Below are 26,244 nucleotides of genomic sequence, written 5' to 3' on the forward strand. Positions count from 1 at the left end.
GGCACAAACGACTTAATCCCCTCCGTCCCCTTTTCCCAGATGCCGGCCAGCGGCCGGCACTACCGCGTAGGGATCAATCGCCCAGCAGGGCGGTGTTGCGCACGGCGCCCTTGTCGGCGCTGGTGGCGAGCAGGGCGTAAGCCTTCAGGGCGCTGGTGACCTTGCGCGGGCGCGGCGCACGCGGTTTCCAGCCGCGTGCATCGGCCTCGCTGCGGCGCTGGGCCAGCGTGGCCTCATCCAGCAGCAGGTCGATGCGGCGGGCCGGGATGTCGATGCGGATGCGGTCACCGTCTTCCACAAGCCCGATCGCGCCGCCACTGGCCGCTTCCGGCGAAACGTGGCCGATCGACAACCCCGAGGTGCCACCGGAGAAGCGGCCATCGGTGAGCAGCGCGCACTGCTTGCCCAGTCCCTTCGACTTCAGGTAGCTGGTCGGGTACAGCATCTCCTGCATGCCCGGGCCGCCCTTCGGCCCTTCGTAGCGGATCACCACCACCTCGCCCGGCTGCACCTCGTCGGCGAGGATGCCGGCGACGGCGGCGTCCTGGCTTTCGTAGACGCGTGCGGGGCCTTCGAACACATGGATCGATTCGTCCACGCCGGCGGTTTTCACCACGCAGCCATCGACGGCCAGATTGCCGCGCAGCACAGCCAGGCCACCTTCCAGCGAATACGCATGTTGCAGCGAGCGGATGCAGCCCTCGGCGCGGTCCAGGTCCAGCGCGGGCCAGCGCGTGGCCTGGCTGAAGGCCTCCTGGGTGGGGATGCCGGCCGGGCCGGCCTTGAAGAAGGTATGCAGGGTGTCGTTGTCGCTGCGCACCACGTCCCAGCGTTCCAGCGCTTCGGCCAGGCTGGCGCTGTGCACGGTCGGCACTGTGGTATCGAGCAGGCCGGCGCGATCCAGTTCACCGAGGATGCCGAACACGCCGCCGGCGCGGTGCACGTCCTCGATGTGGTACTTCGGTGTGTTCGGCGCCACCTTGCACAGCTGCGGGACGCGTCGCGACAGCGCGTCGATGTGGGTCAGGTCGAAGTCGACCTCCGCTTCCTGCGCTGCGGCCAGCAGATGCAGGATGGTGTTGGTGGAGCCGCCCATGGCGATGTCCAGGGTCATCGCGTTGGCGAACGCGGCCTGGGTGGCGATCCCGCGCGGCAGCGCGCTCGGGTCTTGGCCGCCGTACCAGCGATGGCAGAGCTCGACGATCAGGCGGCCGGCGCGACGGAACAGCGCCTCGCGGTCGGCATGGGTGGCCAGCGTAGTGCCGTTGCCGGGCAGCGACAGGCCCAGCGCTTCGGTCAGGCAGTTCATCGAGTTGGCGGTGAACATGCCCGAGCAGGAGCCGCAGGTGGGGCAGGCGCTGCGCTCAAAGGCCGCGACCTTCTCGTCGGAGGCGCTGTCATCGGCGGCCACCACCATCGCGTCGACCAGGTCCAGCTTGTGCTCGGACAGCTTTGTCTTGCCCGCTTCCATCGGCCCGCCGGAGACGAACACCACCGGGATGTCCAGGCGCAGCGCAGCCATCAGCATGCCGGGGGTGATCTTGTCGCAGTTGCTGATGCACACCAGCGCGTCGGCGCAGTGCGCGTTGACCATGTACTCCACGGCGTCGGCGATGATCTCGCGGCTGGGCAGCGAATACAGCATCCCGTCGTGGCCCATCGCGATGCCGTCGTCCACGGCGATGGTGTTGAATTCCTTGGCGACGCCACCGACCTGTTCGATTTCGCGCGCGACCAGCTGGCCGAGGTCCTTCAGATGCACGTGGCCGGGCACGAACTGGGTGAAGGAGTTGGCGATGGCAATGATCGGCTTGTGGAAGTCGCCGTCCTTCATGCCGGTGGCACGCCACAGGGCGCGGGCGCCGGCCATGTTGCGGCCGGCGGTGGAGGTGCGGGAACGGTATTCGGGCATGGCTGGCGGAACGGGCGGGCCGTACGACGTGGGGGTCAGCCGATCATGGCCAATTTTTTCGGTTGCTGCTGCAACCACCTTCACCGCTTGCAGCGGCTTGGTGGTCCGCGCATTTCCCCTTATCCCCGCGCCTGCGGCGCGCCCCCTTGAACAACAAGGGGGCTTCTCGCCGGAGACTTGGCTGCGCGCGCCGGGCATAGCGCGGCGCCGCGGGGCGTGTGCCAACCAAGGTTGGCACCTACCAGTGCGGTGTGCCGCCCGGGGTCGGATCCCATCGCAGCGCGATGGGCTCTGACCCCAATGCCGACGAAAATGAAAGGCCGTTCATCTTTCCCACTTTGCCGATTCCGGTTGTTGGTGAGGATTTGGCATCATTGGGCATTGATCCGTATACAGGGCATGAGGCCATGAAACGTTCCCGCACCACCGCGCTGCTGCTGATGAGCGCTGCGCCGCTGCTGTTCACCGCCTGCCAGAAGGAGCCGGAGGTGAAGGTGCAGGAAGGCCTGTACACCTCGGTCGAGGCCTGCACCGAGGCCACCGGTGATCCGTCGTCGTGCCGCAACGCCTTTGCCGAAGCGCAGAAGCAGGCCGCCGATGCGGCGCCGAAGTACGCCAGCAAGGAAGCCTGCGAGAAGGATTACAAGCCGGAGCAGTGCGTGCAGCAGCACACCTCGGCCGGCACCTCGTTCATCGGCCCGATGATGATGGGTTTCTTCATGTCGCAGATGCTGAGCAACCGCGGCGGCCTCGCCCCGCAGGCGCCGGCGTCGGCACCGGCATACCAGGACAAGAACGCTGGCTGGGCGCGCCCGGCACCGGGCGGCACCGGTGGCCTGAACACCGCCAGCGGCATCGGCGCCGGCAAGGCCGGTCTGGCACCGGTCACCAGCGAACCGAACCGTGCGGTCACTGCCAGCCGTGGTGGCTTCGGCAACACCAGCGCACGCCGCAGCACCAGCGGCAGCTACGGCGGCTGATCGACCCATGCAGCGCATCCGGATTGCCGAGCGTGCCCAGTGGCGGGCACGCGCGGAGCAAGCGGGTTTCCGTTTCCATACCATCGATGGCCAGCCCTACTGGGATGAAAGCGCGTACTACGCGTTCACCCTGCGCCAGATCGAACAGGACATCGAAGACCCCAGTGCCGAGCTGCACCAGATGGCGCTGGACCTGGTCGGTGATGTCATCGGCAGCGAGCGGTTGATGGACCAGCTGGCGATTCCGTCGCATTACCGCGACTGGATCGCCGACAGCTGGCGCCAGCGCCAGCCGCACCTTTACGGCCGCCTGGACCTGGCCTACGACGGCACCGGTCCGGCCAAGCTGTACGAGCTGAACTACGACACGCCGACCTCGCTGTTCGAGGCCAGCTTCTTCCAGTGGCAGTGGCTGGAAGACCAGCGCAACGCCGGCCGCCTGCCGCAGCATGCCGACCAGTTCAATGCGATCCATGAGGCGCTGGTCGAGCGCTTCGGCGAACTGGCCACGCAGCTGCCGCCGCCGCTGTACTTCAGCGCGGTGGGAAGCTCGGAAGAAGACCGTGGCACTGTCGATTACCTGCGCGACTGCGCGTCGCAGGCCGGCCTGCATGGCCAGGCCATCGCGATCGAGGACATCGGCCTGTCCGAGGACGGCCGCTTCACCGCGCTGGATGATTCGGTGATCGGCACGCTGTTCAAGCTGTACCCGCTGGAAGACCTGATGGCCGAAGAGTTCGGCCGCGCGCTGCCCGGTTCGGGCGTGCAGTTGCTGGAACCGGCGTGGAAGGCAGTGCTGAGCAACAAGGGCATCCTGCCGTTGCTGTGGCAGCGCAACGTAGGCCATCCGAACCTGCTGGAGGCGCACTTCGATGACGGCAGCACGCTGGCCCCGGGCTGGGTGCGCAAGCCGCTGTTCTCGCGCGAAGGTGCCAACATCGAGATGCACCTGGCCGATGGCAGCACCCAGCGCAGCGACGGTCCCTATGACGGCCCGGCGATCATCCAGCGCGCCCATCCGCTGACCCGCTTCGAAGGTGGCTACCCGCTGATCGGCAGCTGGGTGGTGGGTGACCACGCCTGCGGCATCGGCATCCGCGAGGACGACAGTGCGATCACCCGCGACAGTGCGCGGTTCGTGCCGCACGCGATCGTCGACGAGGCGCCGACGCGGATCTACGTCTGATGACGGTGCGGCGTTGGCCTGGCCGGCATGGGCGTGCCACGCCCGCGCCGGGCCGGCATTTCGATGACGGGCGCAGCCTGCAGGCCTTCGCCGACCGCGTCGCGGTGCGTTGCCACCGCTGCGATGCCCCCGGTTGGGTGATCGCCCGATGGGAAACCTATCGATGGACCGCGCGTTTCCGCTGCACCGCTTGCAGCGCTGCATTGGACAGCGGCGACTGGGTGGGTGCGGTCCGCATTCTGGGCCGCCAGCCCTGTGGATTCTGCGGGCATCAGTGGCTGCATGTGTGTCGGCCGATTCCCGCCGGCATCCCCGCGCCTGCATCCTTCCCCGCCCGATGCGCACAGTGCGGTCGCAGCACCGAGGTCACGGTGTTGACGCGTCCCCTGCGTGACGCCGAGCCTGCCGATCCGCATTTCGGTCTGCCGCTGCGCCTGGTCGAATCGACCCGCGCGGGCCTGCTGTGGGCCTACAACGCCGAACATCTGCAGGCACTGCACGAATACGCGGGCGCGACGCTGCGCGAGGGCCGCGGCCATCATCGATCCATGTTCTCGCGCCTGCCGCAGTGGATGAAGCTGGCCCGCAACCGGGCGCTGCTGCAGCGTGCGGTGGAGCGGTTGCAGCGTCGCTTGCTGCAAGGGTAGTGCCGGCCGCTGGCCGACAGCCGAGCATGGGCTCGGCGCTACAGAATCAGGCCGTCTGTAGAGCCGAGCCCATGCTCGGCGCCGGTCAATCGCAGGGTTACAGCAACCCTTCGCGCTTCACCGCCAGGTAGCGCTCCACCAGCGCGCCCGGCAGGGCGTCGGCGGTGACGTCCAGCACCATCACCTTCTCGCTGCGCAGCGCTTCGTGCGCCTTCGCGCGCTGCTGCAGGTACAGCGCCGCGGCACCGGCCTGGGTGGCGTCCTCCAGCGTCTGCACGTCCCCCTCCAGTACGCCGTCCAGCTCGCGCTCGCGCAGGCTGGCCACGCACACCAGGTGGCGCCGTTGCAGCAGGCGCACCGCCGCCAGCAGGTCTTCGATGTCCTCGTCGCGCACGTTGCTGACCAGCATCACCAGTGCTCGCCGGCGCTGGCGCAGCGACACCTCGGTGGCAGCGGCCAGGTAATCGGTGGCCACCGCGCGTGGCTGCAGGTCGTAGCTGGCGCGCAGCAGGTGCTCGACCGTGCCCATGCCGCGCTGCGGCGCGACCCAGCGGCGTTCGCCACCGGCAGCGAACAGGCCGGCGGCATCGCCCTGGCGCAGCGCCAGGTAGGCCACCACCAGCGAGGCATTCAAGGCATGGTCGAAGTGCGAGAGACCGCCTTCGCTGGCCAGCATGCGCCGGCCACTGTCGAGCATCAGCAGCAACTGCTGGTTCTTCTCGTCCTGGTACTCGCGCGAGATCAGCTTGCGCGCACGCGCGGTGGCCTTCCAGTCCAGCTGGCGCAGGCTGTCGCCGACGCGGTACTCGCGCATCTGGTGGAAGTCGGTGCCTTCACCACGGCGGCGCTTCACGTGTGCACCGACCAGCCGCGAGGCCTGGTCGGCACTGAACAACGCAAAGCGCGTGAGCGGCACGAAATTCGGATAGACCCGCACGTCCAGTGCGGGCGGCAGCGTGCGTTGCTGCCACCACAGGCGCCACGGCGAGCGCATGCGCAGGTGCACGCCTTCGAAGCGGAAGCGCCCACGCTGCAGCGGCTGCAGGTGGTAGTGCAGCGTGGAGGCGCTACTGGCCCGCAGGCGCACGCGCTGTGGCAGCGATTCCAGCGGCCAGCCGCCGGGGACCAGGTCGAACACCTGCACCGTCATCGATTGCTCGGCCTGCAGCCGCAGCGCCGCCTCGCGGCGCACGCCCAGCGCCAGCGCTTCGGGCAGTTCGCGCTGTACCTGCGGCGACGGGCGCTGCGACTGGCGCCACAGGTCGAACAGCGCAGGCAGCGCGATGGCCACGGCGGCCAGCGCCCAGCTCCAGCGCGGCAGCAACCCGCCCAGCACCAGGCCGCCCAGGGCGGCCCAGGCCAGCAGCAGCGCCAGCAGCAGCGGGGCAGGCCTCATCGGCGCGGTGCTTCCACCTTGGCCAGCAGTGCGCCCAGCACGTCGTCGGCGTCCTGGCCTTCGATCTGCAGCTCGGGGGCCAGTGCAATGCGGTGGCGCAGTGCCGGGCGAGCAATGTCGCGCACGTCGTCCGGCGTGACGAAGTCGCGGCCGGCCAGCACCGCCTGCGCACGCGAGGCACGCACCAGCGCGATGCTGCCGCGTGGGCCGGCGCCGACCGCGATGCCCGGCCACTGCCGGGTCGCCGCGACGATGCGTACTGCGTAGTCGATCACTTCGTCATCGACGGTGATCGCCGCGGTGGCGCGCTGCAGTTCCAGCAGTTCGCCGGCACCGAGTACGCGTGGCACCTGGCTCAGGTCGAAATCGCTGGCGGCGCGGCCACTGGTGATCGCGGTCACCATGCGCTTCTCGTCCTCCAGCTGCGGGTAGTCGATCAGCACCTTCAGCAGGAAGCGGTCCAGCTGTGCCTCCGGCAGCGGGTAGGTGCCTTCCTGCTCCAGCGGGTTCTGCGTGGCCAGCGCCATGAACGGCGGCGCCAGGGTGAACGCCTTGCCTTCGATGGTCACCTGGCCTTCCTGCATCACTTCCAGCAGTGCCGACTGGGTCTTGGCCGGCGCACGGTTGATCTCATCGGCCAACAGCAGGTTGGTGAACACCGGGCCACGGCGGATCTTGAAGCTCTCGCTCTTCGGGTCGTACACCGCATGGCCACTGACGTCGCTGGGCATCAGGTCGGGGGTGAACTGCACGCGGCCGTAATCCAGTTCCAGGGCCTGTGCCAGTGCGCGCACCAGCAGGGTCTTGCCCAGCCCGGGCACGCCCTCGATCAGCACGTGGCCACCGGCCAGCAGCGCCACCAGGATCTGGTCCAGTACATCGGCCTGGCCAATGAAGGCGTGGCCGACGGCATCGCGGATGGCATCGACGCGTTCGATCAGGCGGGCGTTGGCGGCCGCCGGCAGCTCGGGGACTTCGGTCATAGCAGGGATCTCATCTGGAGCAGCAAGCGGATGCGCTCGCGCAGGGCGGAGGAATCGTGCGGCGGAGGGGGCGTGAGCGCGCTGGCAACGCGGCCTTGCGGCCAGGACAGCAGTTCGGCGATGGCCTGTTCGCGCGGCGCGCCGTCCAGTGCGGCGGCCACCGGTGCGCGCAGGCGCAGGCGATGCAGGAACAGGGCGAGCACGGCGTCATACAGGCGCGCGCCTTGGCCGAAGCGCAGCAGCAGCTCGCCGCTGGCACGCACGTGTTCCAGCAGCGAGCGGCGTTCCAGCACCGGCGACGGCAGGCGGCTGCCGAAGCGTTGCGAACGGCCCCACAGCCAGCCCAGCAGGGCCAGCAGCAGCGGCGCCCACACCGGCCAGCCCTGGTAGAACAGGCGCGCCCACAGCGATGGCGGGCGGCTGGCGTAGACCAGCCAGAAAGTGCCCTTGCCGTAGTTCGGATCGAGCAGATAGCGGGTCAGGTCGCGGTGCGAGAGATCGTGCAGGCCGTCGCTGGCCTTGCCCGCAGCCGACGCCAGGCGTGCTGCCGGCGAATCCACCTCGCCGCGCATGAACTCCATGTCGGCCAGCACGCTCACCTTGCCCTGCCCGTGGCGCAGTCGCGCGAACACCAGGTTGCGCTCGTTGCCCCAACGCCGTTCGGCGTGTGTACGGGCGGCAAAGCCCAGCGTGAAGCGACGACCACCGCAGAACTCCACATGGCTGGGATCGTCGATGACGTGGAACGGCTGGCAGTCGCTCTGCTGGTACAGGCTGTCCACGCCCAGCTGGTCCAGCAGCGGTCCCTGCGTACTGCTGGCGTCGTCCTCTGCGGGTGGCGGCGTGCGCACCAGCAGATGGCCACCACCATCGACCCAGGCCAGCAGGGCCCTGGCCGCCGGTGCCGGCAGTTCGCTGCTGTCCTGCAGCAGCACCACCGTGTCGCGCGGACCCAGCGCCATCTGCTGCAGGTCCAGCCGCGGCCGCGAGTGCACGTCGATGCCATCGGCACGCAGGGCCTGCCCAAGCACGTACAGCGGGTTGTAGCCGGCTTCGCCCTGCGGCGGCAGCTGCACGGTCTCGGTCACCCGCTCATGCGTGCGCAGGTAGAGGATCGTCAGCGGTACGCCGAGCAGCACCAGCCCGCCCAGCAACAGCGACCAGAACAGGCGCGGGCTCATGCCAGCCACCGGTACTGCTGGCGCAGCGTGTCGGCCAGTGCATCGAAATCGGCGCGGCTGGGCAGGCGGCCACCGTAGGCGGCGTACTGCCACATGCGCACGATGCGCGCGAACAGGTCACGGTCGGTGGCATCGGGCATGCGCCGCGAGGCGCGAAGGCATTGCGCTTCGGTGGCACCGGGCGGAAGCGCGATGCCGCTGCGCTCGCCCACCGTGCGCACGCTGGCGCGGTACAGCAGGGCCAGCGCCTGACGCGGCCGGCCCTGGTCCCACAGCAGGCCGGCCTGGGTGGCCACGTCCGGCGGCAGCACGACCGGCAGCTCCACCTGTTCCTCCACCACCTGCGGTACAGCGTCGGCCTTGCGCCGGCCACTGCCGCGCAGCCACGGCAGCCACAGCCGTGCGGTCAGCAGCAGCACCAGCAGCAGGACGCCCAGCAGGGCCCACAGGCCCCACTCGGCCAGGCGCGCCAGCCAGGCAATGCCGGCCTTGCGGTTGCTGCGCTCGCCCTTGCTGCTGCCGTCGCTCTGCAGCGCCTTGTCTTCCTTCTTTTTTTCCTCGGCCTGTTCGATCGGCTTCCAGCGCGTGACCTGGCGGGTCGGGCGCTGCAGCGGATCTTCATAGGCGCGGTTCACCGCCTGGCGGAAACCGGCGGTGTCCACCGGCGCCGCACCGAAGATCATCGCCGGCGTATTGGCCGGGTCGTTGGCCGCAGTGGCGGGTTCGTCCGCGCTGTCCTCGTCCTCTTCGGCATCGCCGGCCTGCCCAGCGACCGTCTGCGCGTCCTGCGCATGCACTGGCGCGGAGGCCAGCGGCAGGGCAAGGCACAGCAGCAGCGCCAGCGTCGATGCTGCCGGCAGCAGCCGCTCGCGCAGGCGGCGCAGGGCGATCTCCACGTCCCACGCTTCCATCTGCGTACGCCGGTTCAAGTACAGGCCGAAGCCGGCGCCGACATAGAACGGTCCGATCAGCACCGATGCCAGCCAGCACGCCAGGTTGAAGCCCAGTTGCGCCCAGGCAGGCGTGTCCTGGCCGATCATGTCCCATGCGGCACGCCATGATTCGGACATCAGCTCCAGTGGCATGAACATGAACACCGCGCCGATCGCACCGGACACCAGCACCCCTTCAAAGGCCATGCAGGCCAGGGTCAGCACGACGGCGGCGCCCGCGGCACCGGCCGCCACGGCGCGGCGGCGTGCACCGCGCTGGGCCGGCGCGTTGCCTTCCAGCAGGTTCACCGGCAGGCACAGGCTGCGCAGCACGCTGAAGCGGCGCCAGCCCAGGTAGCCCCAGAAGCCTGCATTGCCCCAGCTGCGCTGCGCGCGCAGCGCTGCCAGCGCGCCCACCGGCTCACCGAAGATGCCGCGCGACAGGACGTACAGTGGCGCTCGCTCGAACAGTGGCTTGCACCACCACATCGCCAGCCAGGCCCAGCCGAACGCATCCAGCCACCAGCCCAGCGCGTTGAAGATCACGAACAACGGTGCACTGGCCAGCAGCCAGCTGCCCCATACCGCACGCGCGTGGCGGCGCGACAGCGCGCTGCCCAGCTCCATTGCTTCCCAGCCACTGCGCGCGCGCAGCGCCACGTCCAGGCGGTCAATGCGCATTGCCGCCTCCGCGCCCGCCGCGCCACAGCCACAGCAGCACGCCGGCCCACAGCACACCGGCCACGCTGAACTTGCCCCACGCCGGCACTTCGGCAATCGACGACCAGAACGCTTCGATGAACGCGGCCACCAGCAGCATGAACGCCACGCCCAGGCACAGCCGGGCCCCGATGCGGCCGCCTTCGACCAGGGCATCCAGGCGGCTGCGCCGGCCGGGGGCCAGCAGTTTCATGCCCAGCTGCAGGCCGGCACCGCCGGCGATCACTATCGCGGTCAGCTCGAACGCACCATGGCCCGCGACGAAGCGCCAGAACGGATCGCCATGGCCGATGTGCTGCAGGTGGCCGGCCACCGAACCGATGATCACGCCGTTGAACAGCAGCACCAGCAGCGTGCCCAGGCCGGCCAGCAGACCACTGGCGAAGGTACGCAGGGCGATGCTGATGTTGTTCAGGATGTAGTGGCCGAACATCATCCAGTCCGTGCCGCTGTCACGCCCGAGGCGCTCGGCCGCTGGATCGTACATGCGCTCCATCTCGGCGATCTGGCGGTTGTCCATCACCATGTGGATCAGGTCCGGGTAGAGCTGCGCCAGCACGAAGCAGGCCACCGCCGGCAGCGCGAACATCGCCAGTGCCACCCACATGCTGCGCGCCTGGCTGCGCACCAGCAGCGGGAAGTCGGCCACCAGGAATTCAAGTGCACCGCGCCAGCGCGTCGGCGGCGTGCGGTACAGCACGCTGTGGCCCTGCTGCATCAACTGCTGCAGGCGCTGCACCAGCTGCGGGCTGTAGCCGCGCTCGCGGGCCAGTGCCAGCTGCTGGCACAGGCGCCGGTAGCGCTGCGGGAAGGCGGCGTCGTCCACTGCCAGCGCGCTGGCCTTGCGCCGCGTGCGGCGCGCAGCACCAGCACGCAGCAGCAGCCAGTGTTCCAGGTCCTGCCATTCCTGCTGGTAGCGGGCGACGAACTGCTCCTGCTTCATCGCCGCCCCAACAGCCAGTTTGCCATGGCATACAAGCGCAGTACGCCGACCTGGCCGTGGGTGCCGGTCAGCGGTTCGGCGATGCCGGCCAGTTCCTGCTGGCGGGCCGCCGACAGCCGTGGCGCGCGCTCGGCGAAGGCCATCAGCGCGGCCTGCTCTTCCGGTCGCAGCGGCTGCGGCGGGGCCAGCACGCTGTCGATGGTGGGCGGAGGCGGCAGGTACAGCACGGGCGCATGCACCACCACGGTGCCGGCCACCAGATCGCCCAGGCGACGGCCATGGGGATCGAACAGGCTGCTGATCAGGCCCAGTGCATAGCCGAACGGCAGCATGTCCACGGTGCGCAGCAGGTTGCGGGTGATGGCAGGCATCCAGCCTACCGGCGCGCCATCGCGCGCAAGCACGCGCAGGCCCAGCGCGCGCTTGCCGAGGGTACGGCCCCACAGCGCTTCGCAGACGATCGGGTAGGCCCAGTACACCAGGAACATCAGCACCAGGCCGAGCCCGGAGCCGAACGAATCCAGCAGTGCCAGTGGAATCGACATCACCACCAGTACCGCGATGCGCACGCCCAGATCCACCAGCCACGCCATCGCCCGTGGCACCGGGCCGGCTGCCGGCAGCTGCAGCGGCACACCCTCCGGCGTCACCACCTCGCGGTAGGTATCGAGCATCGGTGCGGCCATCAGTGCGATGGCCTTCGTTGTGGGCGCCGGAGTCCTCTCCGGCAGGCAGCCACAGGCATGGGGGTCTCGACAGGTCCTGGTCGGGCCCAGACTTTAGCAGAGCCGCATGGCGGCGTTGGCTGCTCAGCCCAGGTATTCGTCCTTCAGCCGCACGTAGTGGTCGGCCGAGTAGTGCAGCGACTCGATCTCCTTGTCGCTCAGCGTGCGCGCCGGGCGGGCCGGATTGCCCACCCACAGCTCGCCTTCGCCAACCACCTTGCCCGGGCCGACCACCGCACCGGCGCCGACGAAGCCATGGCGCTCGATGCGCGCACCATCGAGGATGCAGGCGCCCATGCCGATCAGGCTGTAGTCGCCGATCGTGCAGGCATGGATGATGCAGCCGTGGCCGACGGTCACGCCTTCGCCGATCAGGGTCGGGTAGCCGGCCTTGTTGTAGGGGCTGTGGTGGCTGACGTGGATGATCGTGCCGTCCTGCACATTGGTGCGCGCCCCGATGCGCACGTAGTTGACGTCGCCGCGGATGATCGTGCCCGGCCACACCGATACGTCCGCGGCCAGCTCCACGTCACCGATGACGGTGCAGGCCGGGTCGATGTACACGCGCTCGCCGAGGATGGGCATGTTGTCGCGGAAGGGGCGCAGCGGGTTCATCGATATCTCCGGAAATCAGGGCGTTCGCGACGATGATACGCGTGCGTCCGCTGGGGGAGGTACCGCCCTGGGCCGCGCGGATACACAGTAGATCCACGCCATGCGTGGATGGTGATCTCGATGCCGACCAAGGTCGGCAGCTACCAGAAACGGGTGCAACCGCTCAGGACGGCGCGTGCTCGGCCAGCATCCGCCGGAACAGCACGTCCAGCCAGGCGCTGTCGCCCTGTCCGGCCGGCAGCTGCGGGGCCTGCGCCGCGCGAACGGCCATCGCATGGTCAATGTACTCGCTGATGAGCGCGATGCGCGGACGAGCGCTGACCTCGGCGCTGGCGCGCTTGACCACCAGCAATGCGTCGATGGCGTGGCGCACCGGGCCGTCCGGCAGCAACCGGTCCAGCAGATCCTCGAAGGCCATCGGCGGCGGCGTGGGCTCGCTCTCGATCCACTGGCAGGCAAGCAGGGCGCGCAGCACATACAGGTACTTCTTGGTGCTGATGGTGGGCTCACCCAGGTGGCGGCTGTGCGTGGTCCTGGCCATGCTCATGTAGTGCCACCAGCTGCCCAAGGGTGAGTAGAAGCGTTGGGCCGCTTCCCACAGCAGTGCCACCGCAGCGTCATCCTGCCGGTACACGATCGGCGAGCGCAGCCATTCGATCAGTGTCGGATTGGATTTTGAGACCAGCCGCAGTGCCTTGCGCAGGTCCCAGCCGCTGACGTCGAGCTCATCGTCGATCGGCAGCTCGATCACATCGCGCTGCGCATCGCCCGGGCCGGTGCTCTCGTTGACGCTGAGATACCACGGCTGGCGATGCACGTAGATGAAGCGTGCATCGTAGTCGCTGTCCGGCGAAGAGAAGCCCCAGCCACGGCTGCCGGATTCGCAGGCCAGCAGCACACGCACATTGTGGCGCTGTTCGATGTCGGCGAGGCTGGAAAGAATGGCGGCGCGCTTGTCCGGCGCGATCGGGTGGATGTCGTCCATGCAGTTGTGTTCTTAATGTCGAGCGTTCCCGACTGTAGCGCAGGTCTGCATCGCTGCGCTCGCCGGGCATGGCCCGGCGCTACCAGAGGGTGACATTCGTCGACGAGGCATGACGGGGTAGCGCCGGGCCAAGCCCGGCGAACGCGATCACGGCTCGTAGCTGTAGCCCATGCCATACACCGAACGGATCGGTTCGCCTTCCATGCCGGCGTCAGCCAGCTTGCGGCGCAGGTTGCGCACGTGGCTGTCGACGGTGCGGTCGACCACCACGCGGTGGTCCAGATAGAGGCGGTCGAGCAGCTCGTCGCGCGCCCAGATCCGGCCCGGCGTGGCCAGCAGCGTGCGCAGCAGGCGGTATTCGACCGGGGTCAGGTCCAGGCCCTTGCCGTTCCAGGTAGCGCGGGCTGCCGGTTCGTCGATATGCAGCCCGCTGTTGGCACGCGCAGCGGGGTCCGGGCGGTAACGGCGCAGCACCGCCATCACCCGTGCGACCACTTCGCGCGGACTGAACGGCTTGCAGATGTAGTCGTCGGCACCGATGTCCAGGCCCAGCAGGCGGTCGATCTCCTCCACCCGTGCGGTGACCATGATCACCGGTACATCGCTGCTGGCGCGCAGTTCGCGGCACAGGTCCACGCCATCGCGCTGCGGCAGCATCAGATCCAGCAGCACCAGGTCGGGCTGGTAGCGCGCAAATGCGTCGATCACCTGGCCGCCATCGTCCACCCATTCGCTGGTCATGCCGGCGGCGGCCAGGTAGTCGCGCAGCACCGAGGCCAGGCGTGGCTCATCCTCGACGATCAGGATCTTCGAGGACGCGGCGGTGGACAGGCTCATGCAGGCTCCGGCAGGGTAATGACCACGCGCAGCCCGCCCAGCGGCGATGGCTCGGCGTGGATGAGGCCGTGGTGGGCGAGGATGATGTTGTGGCTGATGGCCAGGCCCAGCCCGCTGCCGCCGCTGGCCCGGTTGCGCGAGCTCTCCACCCGGTAGAAGCGCTCGAACAGCAGCGCGCACTTGTCCGCCGGCACGCCTGGCGCGGTGTCTTCCACGATCAGCTGCACGCCGCCAGGCACGCGCGCTGCCTGCACGCGTACGCGGCCCCCGGCGTGGGTGTAGCGCAATGCGTTTTCCAGCAGATTGGCCAGCACCTGCTGCAGGCGTCGTTCGTCACCGGATACCTGCAGCGGTGTGGCGGGCAGGTTCTCCTCCAGTGCCAGCCCGGCCGTGGAGAAGCGCACGCGCATGCCATTGAGCTCGCTGCGCAGCAGCGCCGCCAGGTCCAGCGGTGCGAAGCGGTAGGCCAGGCCGCCGGACTGGGTCATCGACAGGTCGTGCAGGTCGTCGATCAACTTGCCCAGTTGGCGGATCTCGCCCTGCAGGGCACCGAGGTTGGCGCGGTCCAGCGGGCGGATGCCGTCCTCGATGGCTTCCAGTTCGGCACGAACCACCGCCAGCGGCGTGCGCAGTTCGTGCGAGATATCGGCGATGAAGGCACGGCGGTTGCGCTCGGTGTCGTCCAGCGCCTGCGCCATCCGGTTGAAGTCGTTGACCAGTGCATCCAGCTCGTCGTCGCTGGTGCGCTCGATGCGGGTGGCGTAGTCGCCAGCGGCGAGCCGGTGGGTGGCCGCCGCCAGTTTGGCAAGGCGCTGGCGCAGCGCGCGCGATACCAGCCAGGCCAGCAGCACCGTCACCAGCAGCAGCGCGATGCCGATCACCCACCACGCACGCATCTGGGTGTTGTAGAAGTTCAGGTCGTTGGTGGCGATGACGGTCTGGAACGGCACCATGCCCAGCCAGCCGACCGTGTGCCCGTCCACCTGCACGGCGTGCGGCTCGTCGTCGCTGGTGGCGTCCGGGTTGCCGGCTACGAACCGATGCTGTGCATCGAACAGGCCCAGGCGGGAGGGAACGCCGGTCTGGTCGGACAGCGGTGGCACGGGCCCCTCGTGCCCATGGGCCAGATCCGGGCGCAGCAGCCGCGCCCAGCGGTCACTGTCGCCGCGCAGGTGCTCCCAGCCGCCGTGCGCACTGTACTCGCGCTGCAGGTGCGGCATCACGCGCTGCATGCGCAGGTCGCCCTGGTCATTGAGGTAGTCCAGGAAGCCGGTCTGGAACGCCACGCGGCTGGCAATACCGTTCACTGCCAGCACCAGCAGGCAGGCGGTGAAGATCGCGAGGAAGGTCTTCGCGGTCAGGCCGAATTTGAGTCGAATCTTCGCCATCGCGGGGCCATTAGCGGCGCATGCGGCGCCGAAAGCAAGCGCCCGCTGAGCCGGTCGCACAATCTCCATATTCTCTGCACAGTTCCACGGCAGCGTGCACGGGTCAACGCAAGGCCCCCACGCCCCCCATGTCACTCCTGCGCCCGCTGTCCCGCTCCCCCCGTCCGCTGTTGCTGCCCCTGCTGCTGGCCCTGGCGGCCTGCTCGGCGGGCAGGCCCGAGGCCCCGGCCACCCCTGAAGTGGGCGTCATCACTGCCAGCGTGCAGCCGCTGGCCCTGCAGCAGACCCTGCCCGGTCGCGCCGTACCGTTCGAGGTGTCCGAGGTGCGCCCGCAGGTCGGTGGGCTGATCCGCCAGCGGTTGTTCACCGAAGGCCAGCAGGTCAAGGCCGGCGAGCTGCTTTACCAGATCGATCCGGCGCCGTACCAGGCCGCCTTCGATACCGCGCGTGGCCAGCTGGCGCAGGCCGAGGCCACTGTGTTGTCGGCGCAGCCGAAGGCCGAGCGCACCCGCACGCTGCTGGGCATGGATGCGGCCAGCAAGCAGGACGCCGACGATGCCACCTCGGCACTGAAGCAGGCCCAGGCCAATGTGATCGCCGCGCGCGCTGCGCTGCAGGCGGCCCGCATCAACCTCGACTACACCCGGGTTACTGCACCGATCGATGGCCGCATCGGCACGTCCAGTGTCACCGCTGGCGCGCTGGTCGCCGCTGGCCAGGACGCGGCGCTGGCAACCATCCAGCGGTTGGACCCGGTCTATCTGGATGTCACCCAGTCCAGCACGCAGATGCTGGCGCTGCGCAAGCAGCTCGATGCCGGCCGGGTGAAAGCCATCGACGGCAAGGCACAGGTGAAGGTGCTGCTGGAGGACGGCAGCACGTACGCGCATGAAGGCACCCTGGAGTTTGTCGGCAGCGCAGTCGACCCGGGCACCGGCAACGTGGTGCTGCGCGCGGTCATTCCGAACCCGGAGGGCCTGCTGCTGCCGGGCATGTACCTGAGGGCGGTGTTGCCGATGGCCACCGATGCGCGCGCCCTGCTGGTGCCGCAGAAGGCGGTGCTGCGCAATGAACGTGGCGAGCCGCTGCTGCGCCTGCTCGACGCAAAGGACCGCGTGGTCGAGCGCCGGGTCAGCACCGGCCAGGTAGTGGGCAACCAGTGGCAGATCACGCAGGGGCTGAAGGCTGGCGATCGGGTGATCGTCAGCAACGGCAGCGCGGTAGCGCTTGGCCAGCAGGTGCAGGCGGTGGCGGCCACCACCGCGCAGCTGGCCGCAATGCCGGCGATCGACCCGACCGGCAACACCGACGAAACGTCGCACTGAGGCCTGCCGCGCATGGTTCGTTTCTTCATCGACCGGCCGATCTTCGCCTGGGTGATCGCCATCGCGGTCAGCCTGCTCGGCCTGCTCGCGATCCTGATCCTGCCGGTGGACCGCTACCCGCAGATCGCCCCACCCACCATCACCATCCGCGCCACCTACACCGGCGCCTCGTCGCAGACCGTGGAAAACGCGGTCACCCAGGTCATCGAGCAGTCCCAGCAGAGCCTGGACCACCTGATGTACATGACCTCCACCAGCGCCTCCGATGGCTCGGCGCAGGTCAACCTGGTGTTTGCCACCGGCACCAATCCGGACACCGCGCAGGTGCAGGTGCAGAACCAGCTGCAGGCGGCGATGGCGACGCTGCCGCAGGCGGTGCAGCAGAACGGCCTGACCATCACCAAGTCCAGTGGTTCGATCTTCGAGGTGCTGTCGTTCACCAGCGAAGACGGCAGCATGGACAACTTCGATGTCGCCAACTTCATGGAAGCGCGCATCGACGACCAGATCAGCCGCGTCAGTGGTGTCGGCAACATCCAGCCGATCGGCCAGGAATACGCCATGCGCATCTGGCTGGACCCGGAGAAGATGCGCCAGTACGCGCTGATGCCGTCGGACATCGAGACCGCACTGCAGGCGCAGAACACCGACGTCTCGGCCGGTGAGCTGGGTGGCCAGCCGGCACTGAAGGGCCAGCAGCTGGACGCCACGGTCACCGCGCGCAGCCGCCTGCACACGCCCGAACAGTTCGCGCGGGTGGTGCTGAAGGCCGATGCCAACGGCAGCGTAGTGCACTTGGGCGACGTGGCGACGATCGGCCTGGGGCCGGAGAGCTACGACAGCATCAGCACCTTCAACGGCAAGCCGTCGGCATCGCTGGGCATCGAGCTCAATGCCGGCGCCAATGCCATCGCCGTGTCCAAGGCCATCGAGGCCCGCCTGCAGCAGTTGCAGAAGTACTGGCCGCACGGCTACACCTACCACGTGGCGTTCACCACCACGCCGTTCGTGACCATCTCGCTGAAGGAAGTGGTGATCACCCTGATCGAGGCGATCATCCTGGTGGTGCTGGTGATGTACCTGTTCCTGCAGAACTGGCGCGCCACCCTGATCCCGACCATCGCGGTGCCGGTGGTGCTGCTGGGCACCTTCGGCGTGCTGGCGGCATTTGGCTATTCGATCAATACCCTGACCATGTTCGCACTGGTGCTGGCCATCGGCCTGCTGGTGGACGATGCCATCGTGGTGGTGGAGAACGTGGAGCGGGTGATGACCTTCGAAGGGCTGGCGCCGAAGCCGGCCACGCTGAAGGCGATGGGCCAGATCACCGGCGCGCTGGTGGGCATCGTGCTGGTGCTGACCGCCGTGTTCCTGCCGATGGCGTTCTTCAGCGGTGTCACCGGCGTGATCTATCGCCAGTTCTCGGTGACGATTGCCGCTGCGATGATCCTGTCGGTGCTGGTGGCGATGACCATCACCCCGGCCCTGTGCGGCAGCATCCTGCACCAGATTCCCAAGGGCGGCCATCCGCACGGCGACCACGGCGGTGAGCCGAGCCTGCTGGGCAAGTGCTTCATCTGGTTCAACCACCGTTTCGAGCGCACCTCCAACGGCCTGCGTCGCCGGGTGGATGGCTTCCTTGGCCGGCGCACGCTGGGCGTGGTGTTCTACCTGGCGCTGAGCGTGGCCACCGGCCTGCTGCTGTGGCACCTGCCGGGCGCGTTCCTGCCCGACGAGGACCAGGGCATGCTCAACGCGCTGGTGAAGCTGCCGGCCGGTGCCACCCTGGAGCAGACCCGCGCGGTGATGGATCGCCTGAGTGCCGCCGCGGTGAAGGACGACGGCGTGCTGTCGATCCAGGCCACCGCCGGTTTCAGTGTCACCGGCAGCGGCCAGAACGTCGGCCAGGCCTTCATCCGGCTGAAGGACTGGGATGACCGCAAGGATGACGCCGACACCATTGCCGCACGGTTGACCGCGGCCATGGCCAGCGTGCCCGATGCGCAGGTGTTCATCACCTCGCCACCGGCCATCCTTGGCCTGGGCGATGCGGGCGGTTTCACCCTGGAACTGCAGGACGAAGGCGGCGCCGGCCATGCCGCCGCCGTGGCCGCACGCAACACGCTGCTGAAGGAGGCCGCCAGGGATCCGAAGCTGGTCAACGTGCGCTACGCCAGCCTGGACGACGCGCCGGTGTATGCGGTGAAGGTGGACGACGCCAAGGCGCAGGCCATGGGCGTGAATCCGCAGGACATCAATGACACCTTGAATGCGGCCTTGGGCGGCGACTTCGTCAACAACTTCATCTACAAGGGCCGCATCAAGAAGGTGTTCATCCAGGGCACCGCCGAAGCGCGCATGCAGCCGCAGGACATCGAGCGCTGGAGCGTGCGCAACCAGGTCGGCCAGATGGTGCCGCTGTCGTCGCTGGTCAGCGCGCACTGGACCAGCGCGCCGGCCGCGCTGCAGCGCTACAACGGCGTGTCGGCGATGGAGATCACCGGCCAGCCCGCGCCGGGCGTCAGTTCCGGTGAGGCGATGGCCGAGATCGCGCGCCTGGCCGACGCGCTGCCGGAAGGCTTCAGCCATGCCTGGTCGGACATGGCCTACCAGGAACAGCTGTCGGGCAATCAGGCGCCGATGCTGTACGCCATCTCGCTGCTGTTCGTGTTCCTGTGCCTGGCCGCGCTGTATGAAAGCTGGGCGGTGCCGTTCGCGGTGATGCTGGCGGTGCCGGTGGGCGTGTTTGGTGCGGTGCTGATGATGAACCTGCGTGGCCTCAACAACGACGTGTACTTCCAGGTCGGCCTGCTGACCACGATTGGCCTGGCGGCCAAGAACGGCATCCTGATCGTCGAGTTCGCCCGCATCCTTGAACAGCAGGGCAGGAGCACCCGCGAGGCGATCCTGCAGGCCGTCTATCTGCGCCTGCGGCCGATCGTGATGACCTCGCTGGCGTTCCTGATGGGTGTGCTGCCGCTGGTGTTCGCCACCGGCGCTGGCTCGGCCGCGCGCCGCTCGCTGGGTACCGGCGTGGCCGGCGGCACGGTCGCCTCGATGGTGCTGGGCATGTTCTTCGTGCCGTTGTTCTACCTGCTCGTGCGCCGCCTGTTCCCGGGCCGCACGCCTGCCGAAGCCACTGCCCCGGAGGCAAGCCCATGAAGCCGATGCTGCTGCGCGCCATTGCGGCCGCAACGATGACCACCGTGCTGGGCGGCTGCGTGAGCATGGCGCCGCATTACCAGAGGCCCGAGGCGCCGGTGCCGGCACAATTCGGCAATGCCGCCACGGCCGAGGCCGAGCCAGCACTGGCGGTGCCAGCCTGGCGCGAAGTCTTCCTCGAGCCGCGCCTGCAGCAGGTGATCGCGCTGGCGCTGCAGAACAACCGCGACCTGCGCGTGGCCATGCTGCAGGTGGAGAAGGAACGCGCGCAGTACCGCATCCAGCGCGCGGCGCTGCTGCCGTCGGTGGATGCCAGCGGCAGTGTCACCCGCTCGCGGGTAAGTGATGCCAACAGCGAGACCGGTGCCACCCAGGTAACCGAATCCGATGCCGTGCAGGTGGGTATCAGCAGTTGGGAACTGGATCTGTTCGGACGCATCCGCAGCCTGAAGAACGAGGCCCTGCAGAACTGGCTGGCCAGCGCCGAGAACCAGCGCGCCGCGCGCACCAGCCTGGTGGCCGAAGTGGCCACGGCGTGGCTGGCGTTGGCAGCGGACGAGCAGTCACTGGCGTTCACCCGGCAGACCCTGGACAGCCAGCAGCAGACCCTGCAGCGCACCGAGGCCCGCCACGCCCAAGGCCTGGCCTCGGGCCTGGACCTGTCGCAGGTACAGACCAGCGTCGAAGCCGCGCGCGGTGCGCTGGCCAAGCTGCAGACGCAGCAGGCGCAGGATCGCGATGCATTGCAGTTGCTGGTGGGGGCGCCGCTGGATCCGGCCTTGCTGCCAACCGTGCAGGCGCTGGATGGCAGCGTGGCACTGGCGCCGCTGCCGGCCAACCTGCCGTCCAGCGTGCTGCTGCAGCGCCCGGACGTGTTGTCCGCCGAACACGTACTACAGGCGGCCAATGCCGATATCGGTGCCGCGCGTGCTGCATTTTTCCCGACGCTGACATTGACCGCCAATTACGGCCACAGTTCCACCGCGTTGTCGACGCTGTTCTCGGCCGGCACCCGTGGCTGGTCGTTCGCGCCCAGCATCACCGCGCCGATCTTCCACGCCGGCGCGCTGAAGGCATCGCTGGATGCCTCGAAGATCGGCAAGGACATCGGCATCGGGCAGTACGAGAAGGCGATCCAGCAGGCCTTCAGTGAAGTAGCCGATGCGCTGGCCACGCGCGATCACTTGACCGTGCAGATGGACGCACAGCGCGCGCTGGTGGCCGCCAACCAGCGCAGCTACACGCTGGCCGATGCGCGTTACCGCACCGGGCTGGACGGCTATCTGCAGGCACTGGATGCGCAGCGCAGCCTGTTTGCCGCGCAGCAGGACCTGATCGCGCTGCAGCAGCAGGAGGCGGGCAACCGGGTGACGTTGTTCAAGGTGCTGGGCGGCGGGGCCGACGCACGCTAGCTGCCGACCTTGGTCGCACGAAGGCATGGAATGTCGCGGTCTGATGATTCGTGCCGACCAAGGTCGGCACCCACCAAGGCAGATTCATGTGCCGACCAAGGCCGGCACCCACCAGACGCAGGTGCGACCGCTTACGCCACGCGGCCCCGGCGTGCACGCTCCAGGTGCACCAGCAGCAGTGAGATCGCTGCCGGGGTCATGCCCGGAATACGCTGCGCCTGGCCGATGGTCTGCGGGCGCACCCGCTCCAGTTTCTGCAGTGCTTCGGCCGACAGCCCGCGCACGGTCGCATAGTCGAACGCCTCGGCGATCGGCGTGGCCTCATGCCGCTGCTGGCGCTCGATCTCCTCGCGCTGGCGGTCCAGGTAGCCGGCGTACTTCACGCCGATCTCCACCTGCTCGGCCACCTTGGCGTCGGCCACGGCCGGGCCCAGCGACGGCACCTGCATCAGCTGCGCGTAATCCAGTTCGGGGCGCTTGATCAGGTCCAGCACGTTGGTCTCGCGGCTGACCGCCACGCCCAGCGTGTCCTGCACTTCGCGGCCCAGCGCATTGGCCGGGGTTGCCCACAGCGCGCCCAGGCGTGCGCGCTCGGCAGCAACAGCGGCCTGCTTGGTCTCGAACGCACCCCAGCGACGATCATCCACCAGGCCCATCTCGCGGCCGGTCGGGGTCAGGCGCTGGTCCGCATTGTCCTCGCGCAGCTGCAGCCGGTACTCGGCGCGGCTGGTGAACATGCGGTACGGCTCGTTGGTGCCGTGGGTGATCAGGTCATCCACCAGCACGCCCAGGTACGCCTCGTCGCGGCGTGGGCACCAACCGTCCAGCCCACGCACCTGGCGCGCGGCGTTGAGGCCGGCCAGCAGGCCCTGCGCGGCGGCCTCCTCATAGCCGGTGGTGCCGTTGATCTGGCCGGCGAAGAACAGGCCGTTGACCAGCTTGGTTTCCAGCGAAGCCTTCAGCCCGCGCGGATCGAAGAAGTCGTACTCGATCGCGTAGCCGGGGCGGGTGATGTGCGCGTTCTCGAAGCCGCGGATGCTGCGCACCATCTCCAGCTGCACGTCGAACGGCAGCGAGGTGGAAATGCCGTTGGGGTAGATCTCGACGATGCCCAGGCCTTCCGGTTCGACGAAGATCTGGTGGCTGGCCTTTTCGGCGAAGCGCACCACCTTGTCCTCGATGGACGGGCAGTAGCGCGGGCCGATGCCTTCGATCTGGCCGCTGTACAGCGGCGAGCGGTGCAGCGCGTCGCGGATGATCTGGTGGGTCTGCTCGGTGGTGTGGGTGATCCAGCAGCTGACCTGCTGCGGATGCTCGTCCACCGAGCCGAGGAAGGACATCACCGGCCGCGGCGAATCGCCCGGCTGCTCGTCCATCACGCTGTAGTCCAGTGAGCGGCCATCGATGCGCGGCGGCGTGCCGGTCTTCAGGCGGTCCACCTGGAAAGGACGCTCGCGCAGGCGCGCCGCCAGCGTGGTGGCCGGCGGGTCGCCCATGCGGCCGGCGGCGTACTGGGTCGGGCCGACATGGATCTTGCCGGCCAGGAAGGTGCCGGCGGTCAGCACCACGGCCCCGGCGTCGAAGCGCAGGCCGGTCTGGGTCATGACCCCGCGCACGGCGTCGCCTTCAATGACCAGGTCATCGACGGCGGCCTGGAACACGGTCAGGTTGGCCTGGCCTTCGACGATGGCGCGGATCGCCATGCGATACAGGTTGCGGTCGGCCTGGCAGCGGGTCGCGCGCACGGCCGGGCCCTTGGAGGCGTTGAGCGTGCGCCACTGGATGCCGGCGCGGTCGGCGGCATGCGCCATCGCACCGCCCAGGGCGTCGATTTCCTTGACCAGATGGCCCTTGCCGATGCCGCCGATGGCCGGGTTGCAGCTCATCGCGCCCACTGTTTCGATGTTGTGGGTCAGCAGCAGGGTGCGCACGCCGGTACGGGCCGCGGCCAGCGCGGCTTCGGTGCCGGCGTGGCCACCGCCGATGACGATGACGTCGTAACGATGGAAGGACGGGTTCATGGGGCTGTTCAGCTGGGGGCGGGCGCGGCCGGGGCGGCACCGGGGTGGCGATTTTAGCGCCATTCGGGGCTGGGACGTCGGCGCCAGCCGGCTCCCGTCGAAATCAGCCCTAAAGTTGGCAGGATTTTTGCAGATAACCCAATAGCACCCACCGTGGCTGGCGCCGCAGGCGCCCGTGACCGGAATTGGAACAGGGGCCGGTACAGGCGCACGGTGGGGGAGCAGGGGGCCGGCAGTCGGGGGACTGTCCGGCCCTGTTTTTTGGCGCTATCGGGAGGCCGCCATCCACGCATGGCGTGGATCTACGGAAGCTGCGGCCGCCGGTTGACGACCCCGCAAAACAAACGGCCCCGCACTGCGGGGCCGTCTGCCTTCAGAGGTGCCGACATCCGACAGGGCCGGAACAGGGGGGATCCAGATGTTCCTGTCGGATATCGACGTAGAGCTTTTTGCGGCGGCCCGTGTCGTTTTTGTCACTTTGTGACGCGGGCCGTCACTGGCCCCGTAGAGTGCGGCTTGGACCGTGTGAAATGCAAGACGGTTCAGCGCTCAACTGTGCGCTGCGTCCCACGATCCATGTTGCGCCAGGGGGAACCGTTCATTCTTGGCGCACTCGGCGCCGGAGCCGGACGGGCCGGCGGCGGAGGCGCAGAGGGCTGGATGTTCGATTGCGGCGGCCGGCGCATCGAGTCCATGTTCCGCCACGGCGAACCGCCGTTGTACGACGGCCGCGACGGCGGTGGCGGGCGGTTCTCGCCGCCGTTGCCGGGTGGGCGCGGTGGCGGGCGGTGGTTGTGCGGCGGGCGGTAGATCGGGCGCGAGTAGTACGGATTGCCATAGCCGCCGTAGTAGCCGCCATAGCCGCCGTAGTACGGGTAGCCGTAGTTGTAGGGATAGCCGGCGGGGTAGCGGTACTCCACCGACGGCGCACCGTGGTAGTAGCTGCCGCTGCGGCCACCGCCGACATAGTCGTAGGTGGTGCAGCCGGCCAGGGCCAGCATCAGGCCACCGGCAAGCATCAGGCGCGTTTTCATGGTGGGTCCCCCCAGAGGACGGGTTGTACAGTGAGCTTCGTGCGCAGGCGTTGAATCGGCCCTTAACTTCACTGTCCAGGATGAATGGAGGTGAAGGCTGCCATGCTGGCATGACCTGTGCCGGGGTCGCCAGCAGGGAGCCATACGTTAATCTTGCGTCATGAGCGATTCACTGTTGCCCCGTGCCGATGATGTCCTGGCTGCCGCTGCGCGGATCGCGCCGCACGCCAGCGTGACCCCGGTGCTGCGTTCGCGCACGCTCGATGCGCTGGCCGGCGCGCAGCTGGCGTTCAAGGCCGAGCATCTGCAGCGCGGCGGCGCATTCAAGTTCCGCGGCGCCTGCAATGCGGTGTGGTCGCTGGATGCCGATCGCGCCAGCGCCGGCGTGGTCACCCATTCCTCCGGCAACCACGGCGCCGCCCTGGCTCTGGCCGCGCGCACCCGTGGCATTCCCTGCCACGTGGTGGTGCCCGAAGGTGCAGTGGCGGCCAAGCTGGCCAACATCGCCCGCCATGGCGCCACGCTCTGGCGCTGCCCACCAACCATCGCCGACCGCGAGGCCACCTGCGCCAAAGTGCAGGCTGATACCGGCGCGACCTTGGTCCATCCCTATGCGGACCCGGCGGTGATGGCCGGGCAGGGCACCGCGGCACTGGAGCTGCTGCACAGCGACGGCCCGTTCGACGTGCTGGTGGTGCCGGTGGGCGGCGGTGGCCTGGCCAGCGGCACCGCGCGGGCCCTGCAGCTCGCCAGCCCGCAGACCCGGCTGGTGCTGGCCGAGCCGGCCGGCGCTGACGACACCGCGCGCTCGTTGGCCGCTGGCGAGCGCCAGGCGGCATTCACCCCGGACACGATCTGCGATGGCCTGCGCACCCTGATCGGCGCGTCCAACTTCGAGTTGCTGCGCGCGGCCAACGCCGAGGTGATCGTGGTCGATGACGCGGCGACGATGGCGGCAATGCGCTTGCTGTGGGAGGTTCTCAAGCAGGTGGTCGAGCCGTCATCGGCAACCGTGCTCGCCGCGGTGCTGGCGCAGCCGCAGCGTTTTGCCGGCCTGCGCGTGGGCCTGGTGCTGTCCGGCGGCAACGTCGACCTGCAGGCACTGCGCTGGGGGGCGCCGTGAGCCGCGACCGGCACCGGCATCGCACTGGCCTGCTGGGCTGGCTGTGGCGGTTGTTTGTCCTGCTGGTGATCTGGCTGCTGGGCGTGACTGCCTGGATCGTCTGGGTCGGCGAGCGTGACCAGGCGGCCAAGGCCGATGCCATCATCGTGCTCGGTGCGGCGGCCTATGACGCCAAGCCGTCGCCGGTATTCGAAGAACGCATCCGTCACGGGCTGGATCTCTATGAGGCCCAGTTCGCGCCACTGCTGATCTTCACCGGCGGCTATGGTGGTACCGGCGCGCGCTTTTCCGAGTCACAGGTGGCGCGGCGCTATGCGCTCAAGCACGGCGTGCCGGACGATGCGATCCTGATCGAGACTGCCTCGCGCAACACCGTGCAGAACCTGGTGGAAGCCAAGCGGCTGATGGACCAGCGCAACCTGCACCGGGTGATCATCGTCAGCGATCCGCTGCACATGGCGCGCGCGCTGCGCCTGAGCAAGGCGCTGGGCATCGATGCACTGGCCTCGTCCACGCCCAGCACGCGCTTCCGCAGCTTCCACACCAGTTGGCGCTTCCTGGTGCAGGAAATCTATTTCTTCCACCGCGACCTGGTGCGGCCGCCGCTGAGTTCGCCGGCCAATACCTGAGCGGTTGCCTCTGTGCCCGCCGGGCATGGCCCGGCGCTACCCATATCGCGCGTCCGGCGCGGCCCCTATCGCGCGCCCGGTAGCGCCGGGCCATGCCCGGCGGCTCTC

The 26,244-nt window shown here is 68.7% G+C and carries 21 protein-coding genes; 8 read left to right on the forward strand and 13 right to left on the reverse strand.

From position 1 onward, the window contains the following. Nucleotides 1-73 precede the first annotated feature (73 nt). Nucleotides 74-1,912, reverse strand: a complete 1,839-nt coding sequence (ilvD, locus tag HMPREF3114_RS15400) for a dihydroxy-acid dehydratase (RefSeq protein ID WP_053496800.1) — start codon at nt 1,910-1,912, stop codon at nt 74-76. A 407-nt stretch (nt 1,913-2,319) separates the two neighbouring features. Between ilvD and HMPREF3114_RS15405 the strand changes: the two genes are divergently transcribed. From HMPREF3114_RS15405 to HMPREF3114_RS15415, 3 genes are read left to right on the forward strand one after another with little or no spacing between them, the layout of a single operon-like run. After that, a complete protein-coding gene (locus tag HMPREF3114_RS15405; protein WP_005420172.1) occupies nt 2,320-2,892 on the forward strand; it encodes a DUF1190 domain-containing protein in 573 nt (190 codons plus the stop codon). A 7-nt stretch (nt 2,893-2,899) separates the two neighbouring features. Next, the gene (locus tag HMPREF3114_RS15410) at nt 2,900-4,078 is read left to right on the forward strand and encodes a glutathionylspermidine synthase family protein (RefSeq protein ID WP_070489961.1); all 1,179 of its coding nucleotides are present in this window, start codon (nt 2,900-2,902) and stop codon (nt 4,076-4,078) included. Beyond that, nucleotides 4,078-4,725 carry a hypothetical protein gene (locus tag HMPREF3114_RS15415; RefSeq protein WP_053496802.1) on the forward strand — a complete coding sequence of 216 codons (648 nt, stop codon included), beginning with the start codon at nt 4,078-4,080 and terminating at the stop codon, nt 4,723-4,725. The genes HMPREF3114_RS15410 and HMPREF3114_RS15415 overlap by 1 nt, the downstream gene beginning before the upstream one ends. Nucleotides 4,726-4,822: 97 nt before the next feature. Here the strand turns inward: HMPREF3114_RS15415 and HMPREF3114_RS15420 are convergent, their stop codons facing one another. The 10 genes from HMPREF3114_RS15420 to baeS all read right to left on the reverse strand — a co-directional run bounded on the left by HMPREF3114_RS15420 (nt 4,823) and on the right by baeS (nt 15,430). Continuing rightward, nucleotides 4,823-6,121: a DUF58 domain-containing protein gene (locus tag HMPREF3114_RS15420; protein WP_070489963.1), complete on the reverse strand. Its 1,299-nt coding sequence runs from the start codon at nt 6,119-6,121 to the stop codon at nt 4,823-4,825. Then, entirely contained in the window at nt 6,118-7,104 is a 987-nt protein-coding gene (locus tag HMPREF3114_RS15425) for an AAA family ATPase (RefSeq protein WP_005411535.1), read from the reverse strand. The genes HMPREF3114_RS15420 and HMPREF3114_RS15425 overlap by 4 nt, the downstream gene beginning before the upstream one ends. Beyond that, nucleotides 7,101-8,285: a DUF4350 domain-containing protein gene (locus HMPREF3114_RS15430; protein WP_005420168.1), complete on the reverse strand. Its 1,185-nt coding sequence runs from the start codon at nt 8,283-8,285 to the stop codon at nt 7,101-7,103. The genes HMPREF3114_RS15425 and HMPREF3114_RS15430 overlap by 4 nt, the downstream gene beginning before the upstream one ends. After that, the gene (locus HMPREF3114_RS15435; protein ID WP_070489965.1) at nt 8,282-9,898 is read right to left on the reverse strand and encodes a DUF4129 domain-containing protein; all 1,617 of its coding nucleotides are present in this window, start codon (nt 9,896-9,898) and stop codon (nt 8,282-8,284) included. Before HMPREF3114_RS15435 ends, HMPREF3114_RS15430 begins: the two co-directional genes overlap by 4 nt. Then, the gene (locus tag HMPREF3114_RS15440; RefSeq protein WP_065177881.1) at nt 9,888-10,880 is read right to left on the reverse strand and encodes a stage II sporulation protein M; all 993 of its coding nucleotides are present in this window, start codon (nt 10,878-10,880) and stop codon (nt 9,888-9,890) included. Before HMPREF3114_RS15440 ends, HMPREF3114_RS15435 begins: the two co-directional genes overlap by 11 nt. Next, entirely contained in the window at nt 10,877-11,566 is a 690-nt protein-coding gene (locus HMPREF3114_RS15445; protein ID WP_005420157.1) for an RDD family protein, read from the reverse strand. The genes HMPREF3114_RS15440 and HMPREF3114_RS15445 overlap by 4 nt, the downstream gene beginning before the upstream one ends. Before the next feature lie 123 nt (nt 11,567-11,689). Then, nucleotides 11,690-12,220 carry a gamma carbonic anhydrase family protein gene (locus tag HMPREF3114_RS15450; protein ID WP_070489967.1) on the reverse strand — a complete coding sequence of 177 codons (531 nt, stop codon included), beginning with the start codon at nt 12,218-12,220 and terminating at the stop codon, nt 11,690-11,692. A 163-nt stretch (nt 12,221-12,383) separates the two neighbouring features. Beyond that, nucleotides 12,384-13,205 (reverse strand): nucleotidyltransferase domain-containing protein, encoded by an 822-nt coding sequence (locus HMPREF3114_RS15455; RefSeq protein WP_005420149.1) that lies wholly within the window; start codon nt 13,203-13,205, stop codon nt 12,384-12,386. Between the two features lie 147 nt (nt 13,206-13,352). Next, complete coding sequence (locus HMPREF3114_RS15460) at nt 13,353-14,042, reverse strand: response regulator (RefSeq protein WP_005420147.1); 690 nt, start codon at nt 14,040-14,042, stop codon at nt 13,353-13,355. Then, on the reverse strand, nt 14,039-15,430 hold the full coding sequence (gene baeS / locus HMPREF3114_RS15465; protein WP_070489969.1) for a sensor histidine kinase efflux regulator BaeS: 1,392 nt from the start codon (nt 15,428-15,430) through the stop codon (nt 14,039-14,041). The genes HMPREF3114_RS15460 and baeS overlap by 4 nt, the downstream gene beginning before the upstream one ends. Before the next feature lie 128 nt (nt 15,431-15,558). Between baeS and smeA the strand changes: the two genes are divergently transcribed. The 3 genes from smeA to smeC are packed head-to-tail and all read left to right on the forward strand — an operon-like array spanning nt 15,559 to nt 21,329. Further along, nucleotides 15,559-16,755, forward strand: coding sequence for a multidrug efflux RND transporter periplasmic adaptor subunit SmeA (smeA, locus tag HMPREF3114_RS15470; RefSeq protein WP_053496810.1), 1,197 nt, complete (start codon nt 15,559-15,561; stop codon nt 16,753-16,755). A gap of 12 nt (nt 16,756-16,767) precedes the next feature. Then, on the forward strand, nt 16,768-19,917 hold the full coding sequence (gene smeB, locus HMPREF3114_RS15475) for a multidrug efflux RND transporter permease subunit SmeB (RefSeq protein ID WP_053496811.1): 3,150 nt from the start codon (nt 16,768-16,770) through the stop codon (nt 19,915-19,917). Further along, complete coding sequence (gene smeC, locus HMPREF3114_RS15480) at nt 19,914-21,329, forward strand: multidrug efflux transporter outer membrane subunit SmeC (RefSeq protein ID WP_053496812.1); 1,416 nt, start codon at nt 19,914-19,916, stop codon at nt 21,327-21,329. Before smeB ends, smeC begins: the two co-directional genes overlap by 4 nt. A 131-nt stretch (nt 21,330-21,460) precedes the next feature. On the opposite strand, the gene mnmG is transcribed toward smeC, so the two are convergent. Both mnmG and HMPREF3114_RS15490 read right to left on the reverse strand, forming a co-directional pair. After that, nucleotides 21,461-23,350, reverse strand: a complete 1,890-nt coding sequence (mnmG, locus tag HMPREF3114_RS15485) for a tRNA uridine-5-carboxymethylaminomethyl(34) synthesis enzyme MnmG (protein ID WP_005420137.1) — start codon at nt 23,348-23,350, stop codon at nt 21,461-21,463. A 542-nt stretch (nt 23,351-23,892) separates the two neighbouring features. Next, nucleotides 23,893-24,384: a hypothetical protein gene (locus HMPREF3114_RS15490; RefSeq protein WP_053496813.1), complete on the reverse strand. Its 492-nt coding sequence runs from the start codon at nt 24,382-24,384 to the stop codon at nt 23,893-23,895. A 160-nt stretch (nt 24,385-24,544) separates the two neighbouring features. Here HMPREF3114_RS15490 and HMPREF3114_RS15495 point away from each other — a divergent pair, with 160 nt between their 5' ends. Then, nucleotides 24,545-25,507: a pyridoxal-phosphate dependent enzyme gene (locus tag HMPREF3114_RS15495; RefSeq protein WP_053496814.1), complete on the forward strand. Its 963-nt coding sequence runs from the start codon at nt 24,545-24,547 to the stop codon at nt 25,505-25,507. Then, the gene (locus HMPREF3114_RS15500; RefSeq protein WP_005420132.1) at nt 25,504-26,136 is read left to right on the forward strand and encodes a YdcF family protein; all 633 of its coding nucleotides are present in this window, start codon (nt 25,504-25,506) and stop codon (nt 26,134-26,136) included. Before HMPREF3114_RS15495 ends, HMPREF3114_RS15500 begins: the two co-directional genes overlap by 4 nt. Nucleotides 26,137-26,244: the final 108 nt, after the last annotated feature.

The organism is Stenotrophomonas sp. HMSC10F07, from assembly GCF_001807895.1.
In the GTDB taxonomy this organism is placed as follows: domain Bacteria; phylum Pseudomonadota; class Gammaproteobacteria; order Xanthomonadales; family Xanthomonadaceae; genus Stenotrophomonas; species Stenotrophomonas sepilia.